At 45.2% G+C, this 22,479-nt stretch carries 18 protein-coding genes; 6 read left to right on the top strand and 12 right to left on the bottom strand.

Features of this window, described 5'->3' with window-relative positions:
- Positions 1-39: 39 nt before the first annotated feature.
- The 9 genes from AC27IB_RS05425 to AC27IB_RS05385 all read right to left on the bottom strand — a co-directional run bounded on the left by AC27IB_RS05425 (position 40) and on the right by AC27IB_RS05385 (position 11,390).
- The gene (locus AC27IB_RS05425) at positions 40-954 is read right to left on the bottom strand and encodes a copper resistance D family protein (protein ID WP_487119470.1); all 915 of its coding nucleotides are present in this window, start codon (positions 952-954) and stop codon (positions 40-42) included.
- A gap of 14 nt (positions 955-968) precedes the next feature.
- Complete coding sequence (locus tag AC27IB_RS05420) at positions 969-1,370, bottom strand: copper resistance CopC family protein (protein ID WP_071978933.1); 402 nt, start codon at positions 1,368-1,370, stop codon at positions 969-971.
- An 18-nt stretch (positions 1,371-1,388) separates the two neighbouring features.
- On the bottom strand, positions 1,389-3,221 hold the full coding sequence (locus AC27IB_RS05415) for a 2Fe-2S iron-sulfur cluster-binding protein (RefSeq protein WP_487119468.1): 1,833 nt from the start codon (positions 3,219-3,221) through the stop codon (positions 1,389-1,391).
- A gap of 1 nt (position 3,222) precedes the next feature.
- Positions 3,223-3,834, bottom strand: coding sequence for a peptidase (locus tag AC27IB_RS05410; protein ID WP_487119466.1), 612 nt, complete (start codon positions 3,832-3,834; stop codon positions 3,223-3,225).
- An 89-nt stretch (positions 3,835-3,923) separates the two neighbouring features.
- Positions 3,924-7,058: an efflux RND transporter permease subunit gene (locus AC27IB_RS05405; RefSeq protein ID WP_487119464.1), complete on the bottom strand. Its 3,135-nt coding sequence runs from the start codon at positions 7,056-7,058 to the stop codon at positions 3,924-3,926.
- Positions 7,055-9,055: an efflux RND transporter periplasmic adaptor subunit gene (locus tag AC27IB_RS05400; protein ID WP_487119462.1), complete on the bottom strand. Its 2,001-nt coding sequence runs from the start codon at positions 9,053-9,055 to the stop codon at positions 7,055-7,057. The genes AC27IB_RS05405 and AC27IB_RS05400 overlap by 4 nt, the downstream gene beginning before the upstream one ends.
- On the bottom strand, positions 9,055-10,416 hold the full coding sequence (locus tag AC27IB_RS05395; protein WP_487119460.1) for a TolC family protein: 1,362 nt from the start codon (positions 10,414-10,416) through the stop codon (positions 9,055-9,057). Before AC27IB_RS05395 ends, AC27IB_RS05400 begins: the two co-directional genes overlap by 1 nt.
- Positions 10,416-10,931: a DUF411 domain-containing protein gene (locus tag AC27IB_RS05390; RefSeq protein WP_044447419.1), complete on the bottom strand. Its 516-nt coding sequence runs from the start codon at positions 10,929-10,931 to the stop codon at positions 10,416-10,418. Before AC27IB_RS05390 ends, AC27IB_RS05395 begins: the two co-directional genes overlap by 1 nt.
- 99 nt (positions 10,932-11,030) lie before the next feature.
- The gene (locus AC27IB_RS05385) at positions 11,031-11,390 is read right to left on the bottom strand and encodes a hypothetical protein (protein WP_013755305.1); all 360 of its coding nucleotides are present in this window, start codon (positions 11,388-11,390) and stop codon (positions 11,031-11,033) included.
- 334 nt (positions 11,391-11,724) lie between these two features.
- Here AC27IB_RS05385 and AC27IB_RS05380 point away from each other — a divergent pair, with 334 nt between their 5' ends.
- Positions 11,725-12,402, top strand: a complete 678-nt coding sequence (locus AC27IB_RS05380; RefSeq protein ID WP_071978925.1) for a heavy metal response regulator transcription factor — start codon at positions 11,725-11,727, stop codon at positions 12,400-12,402.
- Positions 12,392-13,804, top strand: a complete 1,413-nt coding sequence (locus AC27IB_RS05375) for a heavy metal sensor histidine kinase (protein WP_487119457.1) — start codon at positions 12,392-12,394, stop codon at positions 13,802-13,804. Before AC27IB_RS05380 ends, AC27IB_RS05375 begins: the two co-directional genes overlap by 11 nt.
- A 43-nt stretch (positions 13,805-13,847) precedes the next feature.
- On the opposite strand, the gene AC27IB_RS05370 is transcribed toward AC27IB_RS05375, so the two are convergent.
- Both AC27IB_RS05370 and AC27IB_RS05365 read right to left on the bottom strand, forming a co-directional pair.
- Positions 13,848-16,445 (bottom strand): TonB-dependent receptor plug domain-containing protein, encoded by a 2,598-nt coding sequence (locus AC27IB_RS05370; RefSeq protein ID WP_487119455.1) that lies wholly within the window; start codon positions 16,443-16,445, stop codon positions 13,848-13,850.
- A 452-nt stretch (positions 16,446-16,897) separates the two neighbouring features.
- Entirely contained in the window at positions 16,898-18,058 is a 1,161-nt protein-coding gene (locus AC27IB_RS05365) for a DNA-binding protein (protein WP_487119453.1), read from the bottom strand.
- 54 nt (positions 18,059-18,112) lie between these two features.
- Between AC27IB_RS05365 and AC27IB_RS05360 the strand changes: the two genes are divergently transcribed.
- Entirely contained in the window at positions 18,113-19,087 is a 975-nt protein-coding gene (locus AC27IB_RS05360; RefSeq protein ID WP_487119451.1) for a tyrosine-type recombinase/integrase, read from the top strand.
- On the opposite strand, the gene AC27IB_RS05355 is transcribed toward AC27IB_RS05360, so the two are convergent.
- Entirely contained in the window at positions 19,088-19,336 is a 249-nt protein-coding gene (locus AC27IB_RS05355) for a helix-turn-helix domain-containing protein (RefSeq protein WP_487119449.1), read from the bottom strand. It abuts the gene before it with no gap.
- A 69-nt stretch (positions 19,337-19,405) separates the two neighbouring features.
- On the opposite strand from AC27IB_RS05355, the gene AC27IB_RS05350 reads away from it, so the two are divergent.
- The 3 genes from AC27IB_RS05350 (at position 19,406) to AC27IB_RS05340 (ending at position 22,459) form a co-directional block, all read left to right on the top strand.
- Positions 19,406-19,921: a hypothetical protein gene (locus tag AC27IB_RS05350; RefSeq protein WP_487119447.1), complete on the top strand. Its 516-nt coding sequence runs from the start codon at positions 19,406-19,408 to the stop codon at positions 19,919-19,921.
- Positions 19,818-21,311 carry a DEAD/DEAH box helicase gene (locus AC27IB_RS05345; RefSeq protein ID WP_487119445.1) on the top strand — a complete coding sequence of 498 codons (1,494 nt, stop codon included), beginning with the start codon at positions 19,818-19,820 and terminating at the stop codon, positions 21,309-21,311. The genes AC27IB_RS05350 and AC27IB_RS05345 overlap by 104 nt, the downstream gene beginning before the upstream one ends.
- 278 nt (positions 21,312-21,589) lie before the next feature.
- Positions 21,590-22,459: a SprT-like domain-containing protein gene (locus tag AC27IB_RS05340; RefSeq protein ID WP_487119443.1), complete on the top strand. Its 870-nt coding sequence runs from the start codon at positions 21,590-21,592 to the stop codon at positions 22,457-22,459.
- Positions 22,460-22,479 lie beyond the last annotated feature (20 nt).

The raw sequence follows: 22,479 nt of genomic DNA, 5'->3' as shown, positions 1-22,479 counted from the left end.
AGTCGTTAAAACGTAATTAATTTTCAGATAAATCCAAAGTTAAGATTGAGGACCAAGAACAGTAGTCAAAACAGCGGTGATCAGAAAAATGCATAGTCCAATGAGCATTTCAATTTGGATCGAACGGCGCATGTCTATCGCTGCGTTACTGTGCGTTAAAAGCTTGGGCGTTAATTTTAATTTATGCCATGCGGCAAGCAGCAGGATCGCATTGACAAAGCCCAGCTTTAACAGAAGGCTTTGTCCATAGATTTGATTGAATAAATTACCTACAGAACCAACTAGCTCCCATGCTAGCAGAGTGCCGGCAAGGAGCAGCAGGCTCACCAGTCCTATAGCAAGATGACCAAATTGCCGCATCAGACTGTATAGCGGTGTAGGCGATAGGTGTAGGCATGCTGCTGACAACGGCCAAAGAGCGCCCATCCAGCTTAGCGCGATGATCACATGCACAGCTAATGCATAACCATATGAACGTTCCAGTTGCACGGTATGCCCGGAAAGCATGAATACATATCCAATACTCCCCCACAGAATTATTGCACCAAGAAGAGTCACGATAAATTGAGGCGTTTTTTTGCGAGCGAGTTGCCAATAAAACGATCCACAAAAAGCAATGCCGACGATGAATATGCACTGCCGACTTATTGCAATAGTCCCTAAAGTAGATTGTGCAACCATACGTCGCATGACCGCATCAAACATGCCTGTGAAACCCGTTTGAGATAGCGACCCCACTTGGAAAAAGAAATCCAACGTAGTCGCGAAAACACCAACTAAACCAAACATAGCCATATACTTAATAATATGACCTTGCAGAAGCAGACGAGCGTGAGATTGTTTTTCCAGGCTAAATGGCACTAAAAGAAGGATAAGAAATCCGCCCAAAAGCGCCGACAGTCCTAGATAGACAGTAAGCTTGGTGGATAGGATCAATACTTCCCAAATTGCCATTTTAATCTTCCTCTTTAATGGTCTTTGTGTTGACTATGGGCTTTTTTGTCATCTTGCATGGACTTGCTTCCGTGAACCATGAAGTCAAATGAACCGTCCATTTTGTGCCCATCCTCACCAAGTAACATCCACTGTGCGGTATAGTTACCCGGCGATAACGTCGGTAAGTCGTAATTAAAGAAAGTGCTAGACTCCATCGATGGAGAAAAATTAAAGTCGACAGGCTCGCCGTTTTGAGAATTTAACGTCAATTTGGCCAAACGAACTGGCTCAGTAAAAACAACGGACAATTGTGGAGGCGATGACATTAACATCGCATTGTTTTTTGGCATGGACGTTTTCAACGATGTGTGAGCATAACTGCTTGTGCTCAAGAAAAGAGCGGTCAGTAAGAACGTTGACAATAGTGTTTTCATAAATAAACCTCGGTAGTTTTAAGTAGTAGTAAATGGTGAAAATGAATCGATTTGTATAGCATTTTCATTGACGGAGTAGCGTAATAGTAACTGGGTTACATCGTTCATCATTGCCGGAGGACCGCAGAGGAAAAACAAACATCGATGGAGGCTACGGTGCGCAGACACAAATGCATTCAACGGCGTTTGTACGCGGCCCACCTGTCCATACCAAACAGAAGACGCGTTAGACACGATAGGTTGATAGGAGAAATTGGAATGCTGTGTTTCAACCGCTTTTAACCAGCAATGATTTGCCAATTCAACAGGGTGTTTGGCGCCATAAAAGAGGGTTATAGGCAGTGTCGAATGCAAGTCAAATATTAGTTCATCGATTAGAGCTTTTAGAGGTGCTATACCCGAGCCCCCACCGACCAACACAATTTCTCGTACACCAAGATCATCAGGTAAGTTAAATCCCCCTCGAGGCGCAACTATATCAACCACCGTGCCGATGCTTAAATTACCAAGGTGAAAAGAACCGATGCCAGGTCTTTGGTTGTTAGATTGTGCCGGTTGCATTTTTATATTGAATGTAAGCACGCCACTACCATCATTTCGGTTTGCAACTGAATAATGCCTGACAGTGTTTGGATGGGAAAATGTAGCTGATTCAAAACGCGGCCAATAAGGCTGATAGCGTCTCGGTAAGTCTTTCGGAAACGCTAAAGATTGACCTTCTTTAATCGTGAATTGAACAAAACTGCCAGGCTTAAAATCCAGTGGAACACTGCCTTGATATTTAAATCTTAATTCTTTGATAAAGGGTGTAATGAATGTGTTTGAGAGCAACTCGCATGATACTGTTTTGGGGTTTGGAGACTCTACAAGCTGAACGTTGCCTTTCAAATCAGTGTTTTGCTGACAAGCTAAACGATAACCGGACAACAACCTGTCTTGAGATAAGCGGTATCGTTCTGCAACTGAAATGGCAGCCGATGGATCAAGACGCACAATACATTGGCCGCATGTTCCCCCTCCCCCACATACTGACCCAATAGAAAGGGCGTTGTGCTGTAGACAATCCAGAAGTGATTCATTGTCCTTAGCAACGACGTTTTGGAGGTAACCTTGCTGATCTCGTACCACTAAGTCTTGCTTTCTATACCACCACCTAATGAATACTTGCTTATTTTTAACGAGGCTAACCAGCCACGTAATTCCTGAAATACTCATCAGCACAGTCAGTAACGCGAGAGCCTTGATCCACCAGTGATTAAATGAGCCGGTGTTCTGATAATCCATAAAGTGCAATAGCATCAACAAGTTTGTCCATTCCCTGTTGCTATCGACGACGCCGGCCAATTCCCCTGTCGATGCTCGGACATAAATGTGTGTCGTTTCTCTGTCTGATAAACGTACATGCCAAACCGATTGTTGCTCTTTGGGTAGATGCTCTATCGGCGGATCAACACGGCGCAAATCTTGAATAGGCGAAGTTAACCGGAACTGATTGTTGACCAGATCACGGATATCGTTCGCTGTTAGTTCTATTTTATTTCCCTTTATCGCGTCTATTAACTCATACTCTCTTTCATGGGCATGTCTAGCATAGTGCGTCATAACCTTATAGGTCGGGTTTCCCAGCAAGCTAAGCAGCTCAATAGAGAGCGCATTGGGTGAGCGTATAAGGACGTTCTCGACGGATATTAGGTTTGGCGTTAATACACTTCCTGCAATAGCGTCACTTGCGATTCTGGAGAGGGGTTTACTGTGCTCAGCCTGTCCGAGTAAAAAACCCGTAGCGAGCCAAACCATTAATTGTGAAAACACAATCAATGCAAGGTATTTGTGAATGATCCGCCAGAACATTTCAGTCAGCTGCCTTTCGCGATGACGAAAAGGAATAAGGCAGCAATAGCAAGCCTGCTAATGCGGCCAACAGCCCTATGATAGTCATGCTCACTAATAGTGTATTACTAACGTCTTCACCGTCTTGGTAATCCATAATATGGAGGCGCCATAACCAATCAAATACTTGCCAAGGGGCATGTCGAATATATTCAACCGTACCTGTGTCTTGACTGACGTAAAATGTTGGCGCAAGTGCGCCTTTAAATTCAACTCGCCATAATGGACGTCCTCGTTGCCCAACCGCACTATCCTCTTCGTTTTCACCCAGCAAGGTCACATTGTCGACCTCATACGACCGACTTGACCTGGACATTGCGATGGCGGCGGCTTGTTTGTCTGACAACGGTTGGATGATGTCTCCAGATAAGCCGCTGATCAGGTGCGTCTTACCGGTGAGGGTTAATCGGTAAACCGGCATCTCCCCCACACTGTCCAAAACGATTGACTTAGCATCAGGATAAAGAGCGACTATCTCATCAAAGCCAACATTTACCGTTGACAATGATGAAAGCGCGCGCGAGCTTCTGATGAAATGATCGCCATGAATATAGTGGATATCAAACCAGACCATGTAGAGTCCACTCACTGACCAGAGGAGCATCTGCCCACCAACAATCAACAGTAGGTATCGGTGTAACCGACGAGCAAGGCGACGCATAACTACCAATTACTCATCGTTTTGAGCTGCTGTTTTCGCCATATTAAATAAATGGCTGGTAAAATAAGTAGCGTCAATAAAATCGCACTGACCATCCCGCCCACCATGGGCGCAGCGATACGACTCATCACTTCAGACCCCGTACCTGAGCCATAAAGTACCGGTAATAGTCCGAATATAATGGTTGCGGTCGTCATCATGACTGGCCGGACACGCAAACCCGCGCCATGCAATACGGCTTCGGTTAGCATTCCTACGGTGGGTTTAATACCGTCCATTTTGCATTTGTCGATTAACGCCTGGTACTCATGATTCAAGTACACCAACATAATGACGCCAATCTCGACAGCGACCCCGGCCAATGCAATGAAGCCAACGCCCACTGCCACTGAAAAGTTAAACCCCTCTAAGTACATAAGCCAAATACTACCGACCATCGATAAAGGCAACGTTCCCATGATGATCGCTACTTCAATAAAATTGCGGAAGTTGAGGTATAACAAGATCACGATAATGGCTAAAGTCAATGGCACTACATAGGTTAATTTTTCTTTTGCCCGCAACATATATTCATATTGTCCCGACCACGTTATGGAGTATCCTGCAGGCAATACCAGCTCCTCACTGACGACCTGCTGCGCTGCGACGACATAAGAGCCAATGTCTACACCATCAATATCCACATACACCCAGCCATTAAGGCGTGCATTTTCACTTTTAATGCCTGGGGGACCATCTTCAATATACACATCCGCGACATCAGCCAACGCAATGCGTTTGCCTTGTGGTGTGACAATAGGCAACAATGACAATGATTCAGGTGATGAGCGATATGATTGTGGATATCGAATATTCACTGGGTAGCGCTCTAATCCTTCGACGCTTTGTGTAACATTCATTCCTCCAATCGCACTAGAAACAACTTGTTGAACGTCTGCTATGTTAAGACCATAGCGAGCGGCCCGTTCACGTTGGATATCGACTTTGACATAACGCCCGCCGGCAACGCGCTCTGAATAAACGGATGCAGTGCCCTCAACATCTGAAAGTATCGTTTCAATTTGTTGACCAATCTTTTGAATTTCCATGAGATCTGGACCTCCAATCTTGATGCCCACGGGGGTCTTAATACCGGTAGCCAACATATCAATCCGCGTTTTAATTGGCATAACCCATGCGTTCGTTAACCCCGGCAAATTAACCACAGCATCAAATTCTTTAATCAGATCTTGGGTAGTCATGCCTTCACGCCATTGATCTTGAGGTTTTAATTGTATAAACGTTTCTATCATTGTTAATGGCGCAGGATCGGTTGCCGTATCGGCTCGGCCGACCTTGCCAAACACCGTTTCGACCTCAGGAACGGTCTTGATCAGTTTATTGGTTTGTTGCAATAACTCGCGTGCTTTACCTATCGAAATACCGGCATAAGTCGTCGGCATATACATTAAGTCACCTTCATCAAGCGGCGGGATAAATTCGCTACCGATCTTATCAATTGGCCAAAGCCCAATTCCCAGTACTATAACGGCGACCAGCATGGTCAACTTGGGAAAACGTAATACCGTTTTCAGTGTTGGCATGTATAAAAACGTCAAGAACCGATTTACAGGATTCTTATGCTCCGCAAGTACTTTACCGCGCACAAAGTACCCCATCAAAACTGGCACCAAGGTGATCGCAAGCGCTGCGGAAGCGGCCATCGCATATGTTTTGGTGAATGCAAGCGGCGAGAACATCCTGCCCTCTTGCGCTTCCAGCGTAAACACTGGTACGAAACTAACGGTGATGATCAACAAACTGAAAAACAGCGCAGGTCCGACTTCAGACGCTGAATCTATGACGACCTGCCATCGATTTTCTTTCGTCAGGGGGGTTCGCTCCATATGCTTATGCATATTTTCGATCATGACAATGGCCCCATCGCTCATTGCACCAATAGCAATAGCGATCCCCCCCAAGGACATGATGTTCGCATTGATACCTTGCATATACATCACGATGATTGCCGTGATGATCCCGACAGGAATACTTATAATTGCGACCAGCGATGAACGTACATGAAATAAGAACGCGATACACACTAGGGCAACGACGATAAACTCTTCTACCAGTTTGGAGGCCAAGTTATCTACCGCCCGTTCAATCAAAGCTGAGCGATCGTAAACCGTGACGATTTCGACACCATCCGGCAATCCTTTTTTAAGGTCTTCTAGTTTAGCTTTGACTCCGTTTATGGTTGTTTGAGCATTTTCCCCAAATCGCATTACAACGATGCCGCCTACGGTTTCTCCCTCGCCATTCAGCTCAGCGACCCCCCTGCGCATTTGAGGGCCTAATTGCACATCCGCGATATCCCTAACCAACAGCGGCGTGCCGTTTTCATTCACGCCGAGAGGGATCGTTTCGATATCTTGTTTACTTGAAATATACCCTGTCGCCCTAACCATATATTCAGCCTCAGCCATTTCAATAACAGATGCGCCAACTTCTTGGTTGCCTCTTTTGATGGCCATTTGAATATGCGATAGCGGGATCCCATAAGCCCGCAGTTTTTCAGGATCAACTTTAACTTGATATTGCTTTACCATGCCGCCTAACGCAGAAACCTCAGAGACACCGGGAACGGTTTGCAGTTCGTACTTGAGGAACCAATCCTGCAGACTACGTAGTTGTGATATGTCGTTTTTGCCTGTGCGGTCAACCAATGCATACAAGTAAACCCAACCCACACCCGTTGCATCTGGGCCTAATTGTGGCCGAGCATTTTCAGGCAAATTGGGAGCAACTTGAGACAGGTATTCTAATACACGGCTTCGGGCCCAATAGAGATCCGTGCTGTCATCAAAAATGATGTAGACATATGAGTCGCCAAAGAAAGAATAACCCCTGACTGTTTTAGCGCCTGGTACCGACAACATCGCTGTGGTAAGCGGATAAGTCACCTGATCTTCAACCACCTGAGGTGCTTGTCCAGGGTAACTCGTCTTAATGATGACCTGGACATCAGATAGGTCGGGCAATGCATCAATTGGTGTATTCTTTAGCGTGAATAAACCACCGCCGATAATAATTAAGGTCGTCAGTAATACGAAGAAGCGGTTGGAAACTGACCATCGAATAATAGCAGCGATCATTCGTGTGCTCCTCCATGGTTGCTATGATCCATCGAAGCATCTTGGCTTTCAGACTGAATGCTCAGGATCCTAAAGTTGCCGTCAGTGATCTCAAACGTAAATGTAATGTCAGCACCGACCGTAAATTGGCTGATATCGATAGCGTCGCTCACGGTAAAGTCAAGAGTTGCCGCAGGCCTATCCCACTTTGGGATCGCTTCACGTGAAATATTGACTACACGAGACTGCGTATTGATGGCATTAATGGTGCCTGTCACCACTGCGCTTTGCGCTGAACTTGGTTCTGCTGATTTTACATGGATGGTTGTTACCAGATAGTCGCTATCACCGGTTTTGGTGATTTCAATATGCAAATCCATACCAGCTTCCAACTGTGATAAATCGATAGTGTCAGCAACAAAGAAATCCATTGTCATCGCGGGCCAATCCCACGCTTCAATTGCTCCGTGGTCAAGATTTAACATTTTGTGTGAGGACATAACCGAATTAATCGTTGCTTCAGTCCATATAGTGCGTCCATTTATAGTCTGTGTATCAGCATTGTCGTCAATGATATGCACCGTCGTTACCACATACTGACCATCGTTTTCTTTACTAATTTCAATATGCGCCCCCATACCTTGCCGCAAACGCGTTAGGTCTACGTGGTTGGCGACAGTAAAATCCATTGTCATTTCTGGCCAATCCCATTCACTGATGGCGCCATGGTTCACTGTTATCATGTTATGTGAGGGCATAACATCGGTGATGGTGGCTTCGGTAAAAACCGACGACGGGAGTGCATCAGGTGCTTCCATCCGTTTAAAATCTGAACTGATACTGCTTTCTGAATCGAGTAAAAAGTGTGCAGAGGTGACAATCTGATCCCCGTCGATGAGACCTGTAGTAATCTCAGTGTAGTCCTCTACCACTCGACCTACATCTACGGCAATGGACTTGAATTGCCCGTCACCGAACGCCAAGACAACACGATCTTGCGTGCCGGTTCTGATAACCGCTTCTGATGGCACAAGAACGTTGTCTGAGTCAAAGTCTGAATGTATTGTGATCTGGGCAAACATGTTCGGCTTAAGCGCGTAATCGGCATTTTTAAAGCGTAACCGAACCCGCAGCGTTCGAGTGCTCTGTTCAAGTGTGGGGTAGACGTAATCAACCTCACCCTCCCATGTTTTGCCGGGTAAAAAATCCAACGTCATTGTGACGGGAAGTCCAACAGTGACTTGCGCGGATTGCCGTTCAAAGATTTCAGCATCAACCCACACCTCATCCAACGCACCAATGGATAGGAGGGTATTGCCTGGCTTGATAAAGAATCCTTCGCGGATATTTAAATTGTCAACAAACCCGGTTTGCGGTGCCGAAAAAGTGATCGTTTGACGAACTTTTTTGCTCGATATTAAGGACTGAATCGCTTCATTTGGCATTTGCAACGCATCTAACCGCGACCGAGCAGCATTGATCAAATCGTCGCTCCCGCGGCGCATCGCGATCAGCAGCTCTTCTTGCGCATTGACCAATTCTGGGGAATAGAGCGAATACAATGGTTCGCCTTTTTTGACATACTCTCCCGAGGCTTTCACATGCAGTGTATCTACCCAACCTTCAACGCGTGGGTGGATATGTATCAAAGTGTCTTCATTGTATTGCACATAGCCAACCGTACGAATAGGGACATGCAGCGAGCGGCGTTGAACCGATGCTGTTCTTACCCCTAAATTATTAACTACATTGGGTGATATGCTAATGGTTCCCGGACCTTCATTACCTCCGGTGCTCTCCTCATAAACGGGGACGAGATCCATTCCCATCGGAGATTTACCCGGTTCATCACGACGGTAATTGGGATCCATCGGTGCCACCCAATAGAGTGGCTGGGGTTCTGTGCTTTGCCCTGCTGCGTTAGATGGTGCATCAGAAGGAAGTAGGAATGTATATGCTAACGCAGTCATTGCACCGCCGATAACACATCCTAAAATAATGGCTTTCGTGTTATTCATTATTGTTCTCCGAATTGAGTCTTGGAAATACCTGCGGTGGTATTGAAGTAATAATTAAGTCGAATGTTTGTTCTGACGAGATCCACATCGATATCCAATGCATCAATACGCGCATTCAAATCCGCGATACGCGCGCGAGCAACTTCGGCGAAATCGCCGTCATCATTGGTGTAGGCATTCAAGGACGCATCTGCTTGTTCTTGCATTTGTGCTAATAACTCGTCGTTGTATAACGATTGCCTGTCAGTTAAACGTTCTCGCTCAGCGTATAACGACTGGATGGCAGACATCATTTCGCGCAGTGCGAGTAACTTGTCAGTCTTTATGGCTTCTGATTGATTTACGGCTGCAGAGACTTCTTTGTCTTGACGGTTTTCAGTAAAAATAGGTAAATCAAAACTAACACCGACTGACAAGAAATCAGCTCGACTTGCACCTGCCGGGGTATCATCGCGAAAAGCGTAACTGGCATTTACGCCCCATTGGGGTTTGTATTTTTCTTTAGCTAACTCAACCCCGGTTTGACTCGCTCTGATACGTTGATTAATGGATAAAATATAAGGGTGATCTGCGAGTAATTCCGCGAGCTGTTGTTGGTTTTTCCTTTTTACCATTAACAACGTGTTGTCAGTGATTTTTGCAATGGCAGGTAATGTATTAGGCAACTGCAACGCGCTAAATGCATCAAAGCCAAGTAGGCGTGCAGACTGCTGGTTTTTTAGGATCCATTCCAATAACTTACCTGTGGCGCGTTCTTCCAGTGCTTGTAGTTTTGTTAATCTGTCTTCTAACCGCGTCAATTCTAACTTTGCCCTAATGATGTCTTGCTGTCGCACGCGTCCAAGGGCGGTCGCATAATTCGCTTTGGCAATGTCACTGAGTTGCTCAAACAATGCCCTATCTTGATGGATTAGCTTAATACTCTGCTGCGCGCGATAAATTTCAAGCCAAATATCAGAGACCTGCACACGTGTGCGGGCGATGCGATCAGCACGCATTAATGGGTGCTCGGCGGCTTGCTCTCTTAATTGACGAGAACGAATATCTAACGAATCCCCTCTGGGGAACATCTGTGAAACCCCTGCCTTAAGTTGCGTCATGGGTTCTTGATCGAATGCGAATCCATCTGTTGGTAAGTTCGCTAAACCAATATTAACTACCGGGTCCGGCAAACTAGCGGCTGCCACGCTACTTGAAACAATGGCTTGCTCGCGATACTCACTGCCTACAAGCCAAGGATCGTTGTTAATCGCGATTTCAACAGCCTGCTCCAATGTCAATACCGACTTGGTTTGACTTTGGGCGAGCCCAGTATTCAAAAGCGTCATTAGTACAATGACATGAAATGAAAAGCGTCTCATTAGAATTGCTCCTCATAGGTATTAACTTCGGCATAAGTGGTTGCGCTGCCATCGTCATTGAGTTGCAGAATAAGATAAGGACGAAATTGATCACCGACTTCCATACCAGGTGAGCCAATTGGCATAGCCGGCACACTGAGTCCGATGGCGCCTTCAGGTATATTGTCTAAAAATTGCTGAATGAATTTTGCTGGAATGTGACCTTCAAAAACAAAACCGCCTGGGGACAATGCCGTATGGCACGAACGGTAATTAGGCGCAACACCATATTTGTCTTTAATTCGAGACATTAACGTAACATTGGATACGTCTGCGTCGAACCCGTGCTCTTCAATATGGTTCACCCACTTTTGGCAACACTTACAAGAACGGCTTTTGTAGACTGTTAAGGACGTTATCGGGGATTCAGTCACTGCCTCTGAATCGTTATTTATCTGTGTTGCGTCGGTACATGCTGATAAAAACAGTGCAAACACCAAGGCTATCCACATCGAGCGATGCGTAATAATTGACATAATTACTTTCTCATTTCTATTGTTTAAATAAATGGCTTGCTACGAACATTCGACTAACAAGCGATATCATTGCCCGGATTCTAGACGGACTTATCCTGCTTAAATGAGAGAGTGTTTCGGAGGGCGCTGCAATCCACCTAAAAAGATTTGGTTTAGGTTTGGGTTAAGAGACTGAATACTCAGCGACACGCCTTCGGGTGACGAATGAGCTTGACTAGAGAGAAGACCAATATGAAACATCGCCATTGGACAACAGCAATCTTGCTGACAACAATCATTCATATCATCGCTTTGCGAGTGTTTCATCATGTCATGAGCGCTGTGCATATCGTGAGATCCGACCTCCATCTCCGCTGCCATTTCGTCACTGCATGGCATTTGCGCGAATGCAAATGACTCGCTCATTTGCACACTGAGCAATGCAATCACAATAATTAAGTGAATGAAGGCGCTTTTCACGGTCTCGTCGTTCCTTGGTGTTTGACAGACAGCAGTCAATGACTGTTTATTAATGGCTGATGATGTTAGCACCCTCGCCTGACAACCAGATTACCCCTACATTACAATTCGGTAATAAATGCAATTAGACGGATTATCATAGATCAAAGGCAAGGATTTCATTGCATAATCAGCGACCTAAGGGCTAACATCTTGATAGCGCTCAGCATTAAGATTACGGGACATTAGCGAAATTACAAAGCGACCTACATAGTAGGTGTTTCGTTTCACGGTTTCGTTAGGTACATTAATATTGTAAGCGGGCTTATCATAAGTAACACGGGCGGAACATCGCATGAAAATATTAGTCGTTGAAGACGAAACAAAAACTGGAGACTACATCAAACAAGGCCTTGCTGAATCGGGCTTTGTTGTTGAGTTAGTTCGGACCGGCCTCGATGGCCATCACAAAGCCATGCTCGGTGAATATGAGTTGATCATCTTAGACGTCATGCTGCCTGATATCGATGGTTGGAAAATATTGTCATCGTTACGAGAGTCTAACAATCATACACCGGTTCTTTTTCTTACTGCTCGTGATCATGTGAATGACCGTGTTAAAGGTTTAGAGCTCGGCGCAGATGATTACTTAGTGAAGCCGTTTGCATTTGCTGAGCTGCTAGCGCGTGTGCGTACGTTGATCCGCCGCGGCACGTCCGTGCCCAATAATATTTTACACATAGCCGATTTGGAGCTCGACATTCCTTCGCGTATTGCCACGCGAAGTGGGCGCACAATAAACCTGACAACTAAAGAGTTCACCTTATTAGAATTAATGGTGAGACGCCAAGGCGAGGTATTGCCGCGTTCTCTTATTGCTTCGCAAGTATGGGATATGAATTTTGATAGCGATACCAATGTGATTGATGTCGCCATTCGCCGTCTTCGAGCAAAAATCGATGATGACTTTTCACCAAAGCTCATTCAGACTGTGCGAGGGATGGGATATAAAATGTGCAGTAATGAATCTTAAGGATCTATCAAAGCGACCAAGCTCTCTCGCCTTTCGGGTCACTATACTTGTTGGGCTCACTATCTTTGTGTGCCTAACGTTTATAAGTCTTATGGTGCAGCAATCGATTGCTCAGCATTTTGAAGAGCAGGATGCAGATGAGCTGAATGAGGTGTTTCTAGCCGTGAAACGCAAGCTTAATACAGCGTATAATGAAGGGGTCGCACCGTCTAGCATATTATTCCAAGCTGTCTCTGGGCATCACGGTGTCTATTATTTAGTTAAAAATAAAGACAACGAAGTTATTTTTAGCAGTGAGAGCGCGGTGCTAGAAAAATACCCTGGGGATACGTATGAAATAGAACAAATAACGCCATCCATGTTAAGCCTCTTTTTCGACGGCGAACATATGTTACGGGCAACGGAAATAACCGTGCGTATTGAAGACGGCAACAGCCAAACACATTATCAAGTCATCGTTGCCTCGAACATGGAATTTCATATGAACTATATGGAAGACTTCGAGACAACATTGTGGGGGATCATTGTATTGTCTGGGGCTATTACGATCTTAGCCGCGCGGTTTGCTGTTTATCGTGGTCACTCCCCCTTACGACGTCTCAGTCGCAAAATCGGTTCCATCACCGCGGATAAATTGGATATCAGGTTGGAACCCACCGAAGTCCCAGTGGAGCTTGCTAATCTGGTGGAGTCCTTTAATGCGATGATTGAGAGACTTGAAAGCGGGTTTGAGCAGCTGTCCCATTTTTCCGCTGACATAGCTCATGAACTAAGAACGCCTATCACCAACCTGACTACACAGACCCAAGTCATACTCAATCAGCCACGCTCGACGAATGAATACACTGACATCTTATATTCTAACTTAGAAGAGTACGAGCGAATGTCGAAAATGGTCAGTGACATGTTGTTACTAGCACAAACGGAGCATGGCTTGATCAAACCCAACGCTGAGCGGATAGACTGTCAGAAAGAAATCGGTGAATTAATCGAATACTTTGAGCTCTTGGCCGAAGAGAAGCACATCAGCATTCAACTTATTGGTCACAAAATAACGTTAATGTGCGACAAATCGATGTTTCGACAAGCACTGAGCAACTTGTTATCTAATGCCATTCGGTACACTCCCGATAATGCAGAAGTAACCGTATCTACTCAAATACAGGATAACGAAGCATTGATATCGATTTCAAACCCAGGTAATAAGATCCCTGACATTCAACTTTCTCGCCTTTTCGATCGTTTCTACCGCGCGGATCCATCTCGAAAACGTGACGGGCAAGGCGCTGGATTAGGATTAACCATTGCGAGATCTGTTCTTGAAGTTAACGGTGCACATATACAAGTGGGATCAGATGAGCAGGCAACCACGTTCACGGTCATCTTTCTATTGCGTAGCTGACGCCTCGAACACACGCAAGTGTAAGTTCGAGACGCCCGTTGGACTAAAAGGTATACACGCCTTTTAAATAATAGAAACCGCCGTTAATGCCAATGGGTGACGTCGTTGGGTACTTTGAACCCGCCACTTCGGTATCATAAAGCACATTTTCATCAGGGAGGTTATCAAATGCATTTCGAGCGCCTAGTGTCATAATAAATGATTCATTAATATGATAACCAACTTCAAAATCGACCGTGTATTCCGCACCCACTTCCTCTATGGGTAAACCGGCATCGATGTGATCTTCAAAAATGTCACTAAAATAATTAAGGCGCGTTAATACCCGCCAATCGCCATTCGTATGATTGCCAGTCAGGCTGAAGCGGTATTCAGGCAAATTATCCTCAATCATTCGAATGCGAGTGGGTGAAATGTTTTGGACTTGCTCACCATTCACATCGAACGTTTTAACATCATCAACTTCTGTATCGGTCCAGTTCCCCGCAAACGAAAAAACCGTATCTCCTCCCAACATTTCCATTGAATAATTAGCGACGACATCAATACCTTGTGTTGACGTTGCAAAGTCATTTGTGAAGAAACTCACTTCACTAAAACTCGATGCGTCAGTGACGCCTTGGGCGAGAAGCGCATTGATATCCGCTTCCGTGAGGGTGATACGCGACGTTGTGCTGATCCTATCTTCAACTTCAATATTGAAGTAATCGATGGTAACAAATAACCCATTTTCAAATTCTCCTACCCATCCTACACTGTAGCTCGTAGATTCCTCAGGTTGGAGGGGCGTTGTTGCCCCCTTTTGAATGGAAATCGGATCCGACGGCGGCAGCGTGGCTCTATCAACCAATCCCGTTGCACTGAACGCGGTAGTGACGTTTCGTACATTCGATTGTCCTATGGTCGGCGCTTTGAATCCAGTTGCAATGGCGCCGCGTATTGCGACGGTTTCATTCAGTTGATAGCGCGCAGACAACTTGCCTTTGGTTGTGTCACCAAAATCACTAAAGTCCTCGTACCGAATAGCTGCCCCCACCATAAAATCGTCGCTAAAGAAATACTCCGAATCAATATACAGCGCTGCGCTATTACGACTATTCTTGCCTTGGAACCGAGCGGCTAGCCCAGGAAAGCCGTTTGAACCGATACCAAATCCCTGTGCGGCTAAAGGGCCTACTTCGTAGGACTTTGGATCCCCAGCGATGGCTTCAAACGCTTCATATCGATATTCAATGCCCCCGGCTAAGAACAACGGTTCATTCCCGCCAATATCAATATACTTATTGATGTCGATATTGAAGCTCGCTTCTGTTTGAATGTAGCGCCCGGGATTAAACGATGTTGGTGTCTCCGGTCCTAATGACGGATTTATGGTGTTGCTAATGGCATAATCGATTTCATTAGTACCATAAGTACCACTGACATCGTAATTTAGCTCGTTATCCAATTCTCCACGAGTACCAACAACCAATGAAGCATCAGTAACGATCCCCCCAAATTTTGGGGTAAATCCACCAGGAAAGAGTTCGTTGAATGCAAAACAATCAGGATTGTTTGCAACTTGGTTGATATAAACAGGGTTTTCTAGCACATTTGAGCCGACAGCTATATCGGTCGGACAGTTGCCCGATAGATCTGGCGTCAAGTCGGCTACCAGTAATAATTGCTCACCACTGTCATTGGTTCCGCCATCATTGACACCACCGCGGTTGTGTGGGTTTCGAAAGTAAAACCCGCCCTCCACTTCTCGTCTCGCATAGTTACCAAATAAATACGCTTCACTGTTTTGATCAAGCTCCAAACCTGCATTGGCAAAAAACTTAAGATCCCCTTTTATTTCAGGACTCCCCCAGACTTGCCCCGGATCTTCAACGAACGTGTTGCCATTGTTAATCAGCGCCGCCGCATCATCGCGTTGTACGCTTCGTGACGTGGGATCGGCCGTTCGATATTCTAGAGAGAGATTGACAAACCCTTGATCAGTCAATGGCAACCCAACATTGCCCGCGACCATCGTCGTTGCGCCATCCCCTTCATAATATTGACCTTTATTAAATTCCACTAGGCCTCCTTCAGCGTCATCTTTAAGCGCAAAGTTGATCACGCCGGCAATTGCGTCAGAGCCATATTGCGCTGCCGCACCGTCCCGTAATACTTCAACTTGTTTAAGTGCAACAGACGGTATGACGGATATATCAGCCCCTTGCGCACCGTCGGATATTTGACCACCTAAAAACGTAATAACCGCTGAGCGATGACGCCGTTTTCCATTCACCAGTATCAAGGTGTGATCCGGCGCGAGCCCTCTTAAATTCGCGGGACGTACTAGGGTTGAAGCATCATTGATTGGTTGGTCGTTAACATTAAAGGATGGCACGGCGGCTTGCATCATTGTCGTGATGTCGGTGGACCCCGTACTTTTAAATTCTTCTGCGCTGATAATGTCAACAGGTACCGCAGAATCTCCTATCGAGCGTGGCGCTGAACGCGTACCGACCACTGCGATTTTTTCTACATCCGCCTCAGTGGTGCCGGCCTGCTCTTGTGCAACCAGCGTGGGTGAAATAGCCACTGCGATGGAAGCAGACAAAAGAGTCTTTGCAAACCCCAACCTTGTCGCCTTTGATTTAGTGTTAGTCATGTGTTTCCCTGATTTTATGTCTATGTCGTGTTGTTTGAAAAATCTCTTGAGAACCCAAACCGGTTGTTACAGATGTAGGAGGGCTAAGAGACTACCGTGCTGCGCAAAATACGCGCAGACACTGGCCAAAACTGACAAAATCCGCCATGACCTACATGGCGGTGGGATTACATGATAATTACAATTTTGAAAGGCACTGAGAGTGTAAGAAATGCCTGATCTTCAGCCGGCAAATCATGACGATGCCATGGGACGCATAGGCTATGCTGCGCAGCGCCCCAGCACCGATAGCGTCATGAACAACGGTAGGGATTGGATCTTGAGCACAGCAATGTCATAAGAAAAGCAGACGGTCGATGTGCTCACCTGGTGAGACATTGTTCATTTGATAAGGTGGTATGTTTATCGTTCGCTACATAACATCTTGTGTCGTTTACGCATCAACAGCATTATCATTGCGGCGTATCATCGTTTACGCTTAACTTCTTCGTTTTTTTCACCGTTTTGTTTGTTTGGTGCATGTATTCTGCGATCAGATGCGCTTGTGTGTTTACCGTCGCGTCAGCTGCCACTAATTGTTGGCGAGTTTCATTAAGTGCAATCGTTTGTGTATTCAGAGCGTCAGTCGAAGAGGACAGATCATCGCGAAGCAGATCGGATGCGTGCTCTAACCTCTCGACGGTTTGTTCAAGACGCTGATTGTTACTGCGGGATTGCGCGAGTGCCTCTTCCAAAAAGCGGTTCTGCTCTGCCAATGCTTTGTGATCGTTAAGCGCCTGAGACAATGTAACCTCCAATCGCGCCAGTGTAAGTTTTTGCTCTTGGTTGGTGCCGGTTAAGCCGGCCAGCTCTTGCGTCAACGCGTGTTGTTGATGATTGAGTTGTGCGATCGTACTTTCAAAATGATGGGTTTCGCGCTCACGCTGAGACGCGACAGACGCACGATAATGCTCAAGCGCCGCACGCGCATCCACGTGCTTGTCCTCTAATGATTGATTATGCGTTGTCAGTAACTGGATTTCCTGTGTCATTGATGCGAGCCGTTGTTCGTAACGATCACACTCGCGAAGTGCTGTATCGCGCGCCGCTGTGATGTCAGTCACATATTGAGTCAATTCAGCGATGTCATTGTTAGCTCGCGCAATCTGAGCCTGCAACGTATCGTTTTGCTCCGATAGTGCGACTGCGCAAGCCGCCTGCTCGTCAAGTGACTTTTTAAACCTACTTTCACGTTCAACCAACGTGGCATGCGTCTCCTTTTTTAATCGCGCCGCAACGTGGCTTACAAGCTGCTGTAATTCTTCAGACAGTAAGACTTCTACCGGCGCATTTGCGCCCCCTTCGGTTAAGCGTTTCAAATGCTTATGAATAGTGCTCTTTGAGCCCGTATGCCCGAGCTCTGCGCGCACAGCGTCGATCGACACACTGTTACCGCGCGCAATGATGGCCTCTGTGGCTTGTTTAACGTTTGTCAGCGTCACGCCGGTTCGCGCCATGATAATGTACTGTATTACGTAATATGTATATACAGTATAATGTTTGAAGCATTCGAAATCAAAATAGGGAAATATAAACAAGCGATAATCTTGAATTATACTATCTTGACTCTTCATTACCCCCTATTCTCATTATTTAATACTGTACTGACCCGACGGAGTCATCACACCGTGACGAAATCACTTTCACAACAAAATGAAGCAAACGAGCAGGAAATCGCCGAGCGGATTTCACGTTATATCCATGCGGCTACCCGAGATAACACACGCAAAACGTATCGCTCTGCAATCGAGCATTTTGAGGTGCATTGGGGCGGCAAGTTACCCACGACGCCTGTAAATATCGGACGCTATCTGGTGACATATGCCGATATCTTAGCCTCCAGCACATTGAAGACGCGTCTAGCTGCTCTCAGCCAATGGCATAGAGCGCAGGGGTTCGCTGACCCCTGCTCTTCTGAACATGTTCGGAAAATCATGCGAGGGATCCAAGCAATTCACAGTAAAAAGCCAAAGCAAGCGCACCCTTTACAAATAGAGCACTTAAATCAGATTACTTCATCGTTGGATGCGCAAGTTTGTACTTCTGATAACAATGCTAGTGTAATGCGCGGCTACCGTGATAAAGCACTGGTCTTACTGGAGTTTTGGAGAGGGTTTCGCAGTGACGAATTATCCCGCTTAATGTTTGAAGATTTGGACATCATAGATAATATGTATCTTCGTGGGTATGTGAGGCAGTCCAAAACAGACCGTTATAATCAGGGTATGTATTTTGAAATGCCTGCGCTTCAAACATTATGCCCCGTCAAAGCCATGTCAGAGTATGCAACGCAGATAAATCAGCAAAATGGGCCTGTATTTCGCAAAATTGATAGGTGGGGAAAAATCAGTAAATACGCTGTCAGGGCTGGCAGTATCCCTGCCATACTCCGGCGTGTTTTATCTCAATCAAACATACCAAACCCTACGGCATTTAGTAGTCACTCTTTACGGCGCGGATTTGCTCATTGGGCCAATCAGCAAGGATGGTCGTTACACGAATTGATGCAGTATGTCGGCTGGAAAGACATTCAATCTGCAATGCGATATCTCAATGGTAATGAAGCTTTTTCTAATCGACTATCGACAAACGAATCCTTCTGACTACTTAGCCGATAAAGAAGAGACAATGATACTGAGCCCCTCTTGAGGATCAGCGTCTAAAGCCTGGCAATATTCAACAAATTCGACTAAATCAACGCGTCGGCGTCCTTGTTCTATTTTACCGAAAATAGAGTGATGGATCCCGGTTAGTGTGGACAATTCACGGAGGGTAAGCCCTTTCTCTACACGCTTACTTTTCAGCCAAACGCGTAGCTTGTCATAATGAGGTGAATAGACTGAATTTTTCATTGTCTCGATGATAGAGACACAGTAAGATGTCGCGAAATTCGAGACAGCTCTACAAAGGGATGCAACTAAATGTATACGACACGTATTGATTTTGATGTTCATACGTTTGTTAAAGACAACATGCCAAAACAATTTACCGTCACAGAATTAACTCATGTGTATTTTCACTCTCCTCTTACACAACATACTGAGTTAAAGTCAGCACGTCAGTACATGTACAGACAACTGCAAGATCTCGTTAAACGCCATCATGTCGTTGCCCTAAAGGGAAGCGATGGAAGAAGTACCGTCTACCATTTGTCTTCCGAATCTGAACACTATCAATGTGCATTGCAGACTGAGACTCACCAAGCAAATGAAAACAGCGACCTCAAGTCACAATTGATTGAGAAAATAAAACTCAACAAGGTAGAGTTGTTAAGTGCCATGGGCGAAACGGAGGCATTTTTAGAATGGACAGATATACAAACTGAATTAACTGATGAAGTCAAAAACCTGTACAAGGCATCGAAAGACAAAACATCAAAATTGCTTGGAAAAGTCAGTGGCTATGAAAAATTGCTCGCACTCTATCAGTCACGTTAAGCAGAAAATGTCTCATACATCTCTCCGTGAGTGGCAGGTGGAGTGTGTCAACTCCGCAAAACAAAAATTTCAGATACCCCATTCTCATTATATGTGTCTTGCAACACCAGGTGCAGGGAAAACGTATATGGCGGCAACCCTGAGTCAGTATCTTCTGGAAAACGATATGGTTGACTATATTGTGGTATTTTCGCCTTCAACGACCGTAGCCCTTGATTTTAAAGAAACGTTAGAAGACACGATCGGACGGAATTTTGAAGGGAAGTTGGGTGATGCTGGTCTGTCGGTAACATATCAAAGCATGTCGTTCCAACCAGTTTGGTTTTGGCAACTCTTTGAGCACAGCCGTGTATTTGTTATTTTTGACGAAATTCACCATTGTGCTGGGCACAGTATCCAGAACGCCAATGCTTGGGGTGAGAAAATAATATCCTTCATCCAGGGAAGAGCATTGTACTCGTTGGCCCTATCCGGCACGCCTTGGCGATCAAATAATACGCCTATTTCACTAGCGGCGTATTGCATCACCAGTGGTGAACTATGTGTAGATTACCAGTATGGTTTGCACCGTGCGATTAATGATAGGGTTTGCAGACTACCTCATATCACTGCAGTAGATAACAAAAGTATAGCGGTTCGCGATGAAACGGGAGTCACTTACTTTCGTTCCTTCGAAGAGCTTATCTCAGATAGCGAATGCCAGTATTCAGACGTGATACACCATCACGAGATCATCACCGTTCTGCTCAAACAGAGTGTAACGCGCTTAGATAAAATAAGGTTAGCTCAAGCAAATGCAGCTGGACTGATAGTCGCTGCGACGATTGAACATGCGCGAGTTATTCAAACTTTACTCCGGGCGTTGGGCGAAGTATCCATTGTAGTAACAAGCAAAGACCAAGATGCTCAACAACGAATTACAAATTTTAAATACAATCAGGATAAATGGATCATCGCTGTTGGCATGATTAGCGAAGGTACCAACATTCCCAGACTGTCAGTCTGTTGTTATCTTTCTGTCGTCACCACGGAATTATATTTCAGACAAGTCTTAGGTCGCATACTACGACGTCAATCTATCTTAGATGAGACAGGCTTTCTTATCATGCCCGCACACCCCACTCTGGTAAAGTATGCACGGCGGGTATTCGATGATATTCCTGAAGAACAAAATATTTTCTTAGATATTATAGAAAGTAATATTAACAAAGCAGAGATGTTAATAATTCCCAGAGAGCGTATTGAAAAGGTGGCTGAGCATTCACTAATGGTAATTAATGCCGAGCACAATACCCTGTCGGGAAGTAATTACCGTGGAGGGTTAGAGCAATGGTACAACTCTCATATAGAAGCACTCGGACACTACAAATCTCAAATTATTGCGCTGTAAAATCCCCTTATATTGAGTTCAGCGCTTCTGCTGGCCTCCCCCCAAATGACTTTTAAAAATAACCGTCCTACTTTTCCATTAATTAAAATAGGACGGAATGTACTCAATACGTTATAGTTTTGGAATAAGGCATGGCGAAAAATAATTTTAATGAATGGAATAAATGTTGCTGATTTTCAATATCTATTAAGGTGTGATCTGGTCAACCAGATTTCTCCCAGATAACCTATTGATACCTATCAATTATATTTAAAATTAAGATGGAGATTTTGGATTGTATGATCCAAAAATATGTGAAAAGTTATGAAGGAAGAATAGATTTAATGAATTCGCCTACCAGTGAAACTTATCAATCGTTAATCTACGCTTATGATTTTTTCAATCAAGCGCTTTTTAGCGGAATGCTGCCTCCGGTAGTCTTCACGTATCACCGCCAAAACAGAGTGATGGGATATGCTTCATTTCAACGGTGGATTGATGACAGCCAAAAAAGTATTGATGAAATTGCAATCAACCCGGAATATTTCGCAAAATTTCCTCTATTGGAGATTTGTCAGACACTAGTTCATGAAATGGTACATATCTGGCAAGCACATCATGGAAAGCCGGGTCGCCGCGGGTACCATAATAGTGAATGGGCTGACAAAATGGAAAAAATTGGCTTAATACCATCATCAACAGCAAAACCTGGCGGCACCAAAACCGGCGAAGCGATGATGGACTATGTATCTATAGATGGGTTATTCATCAAGGCATGCCGTAAATTGGTTCGCTCAGGCTTTAAGTTTCCATTATTTGATCGCTATCCAATCTTCAGAGAAGACACGCCAATCATTGCTTATGATGATGAAGGCAAAGTCGTGACGCTTGATCCAAAGTACGAGCCTAAGGGCTATAGGGAGGCCGCTCTAGCATCCTATAAACAGGACTCCTCTAACATTACACCTGTTCCTACGCTTCCTGAGATTCGGATCAAGACTGCTCGGCCGGATCAAACGCTCTTAGATACGGTAACGACAACCAAACCTAAACCAAAATCCGGTCGGGTAAAATATATTTGCAAAGGTTGTCAGACTTTTATCTGGGGAAAGCCTAATCTCAACATCGGTTGTTTAGATTGCGACCAAAAATTCCGGGAAGAAGATTAAAAAACGTTCTATAGTGGTCT

Source organism: Alteromonas sp. 4NH20-0104, assembly GCF_057547795.1.
Note: the sequence above shows the minus strand (reverse complement) of the source record. Positions and strands in the feature narration are given on the sequence as shown.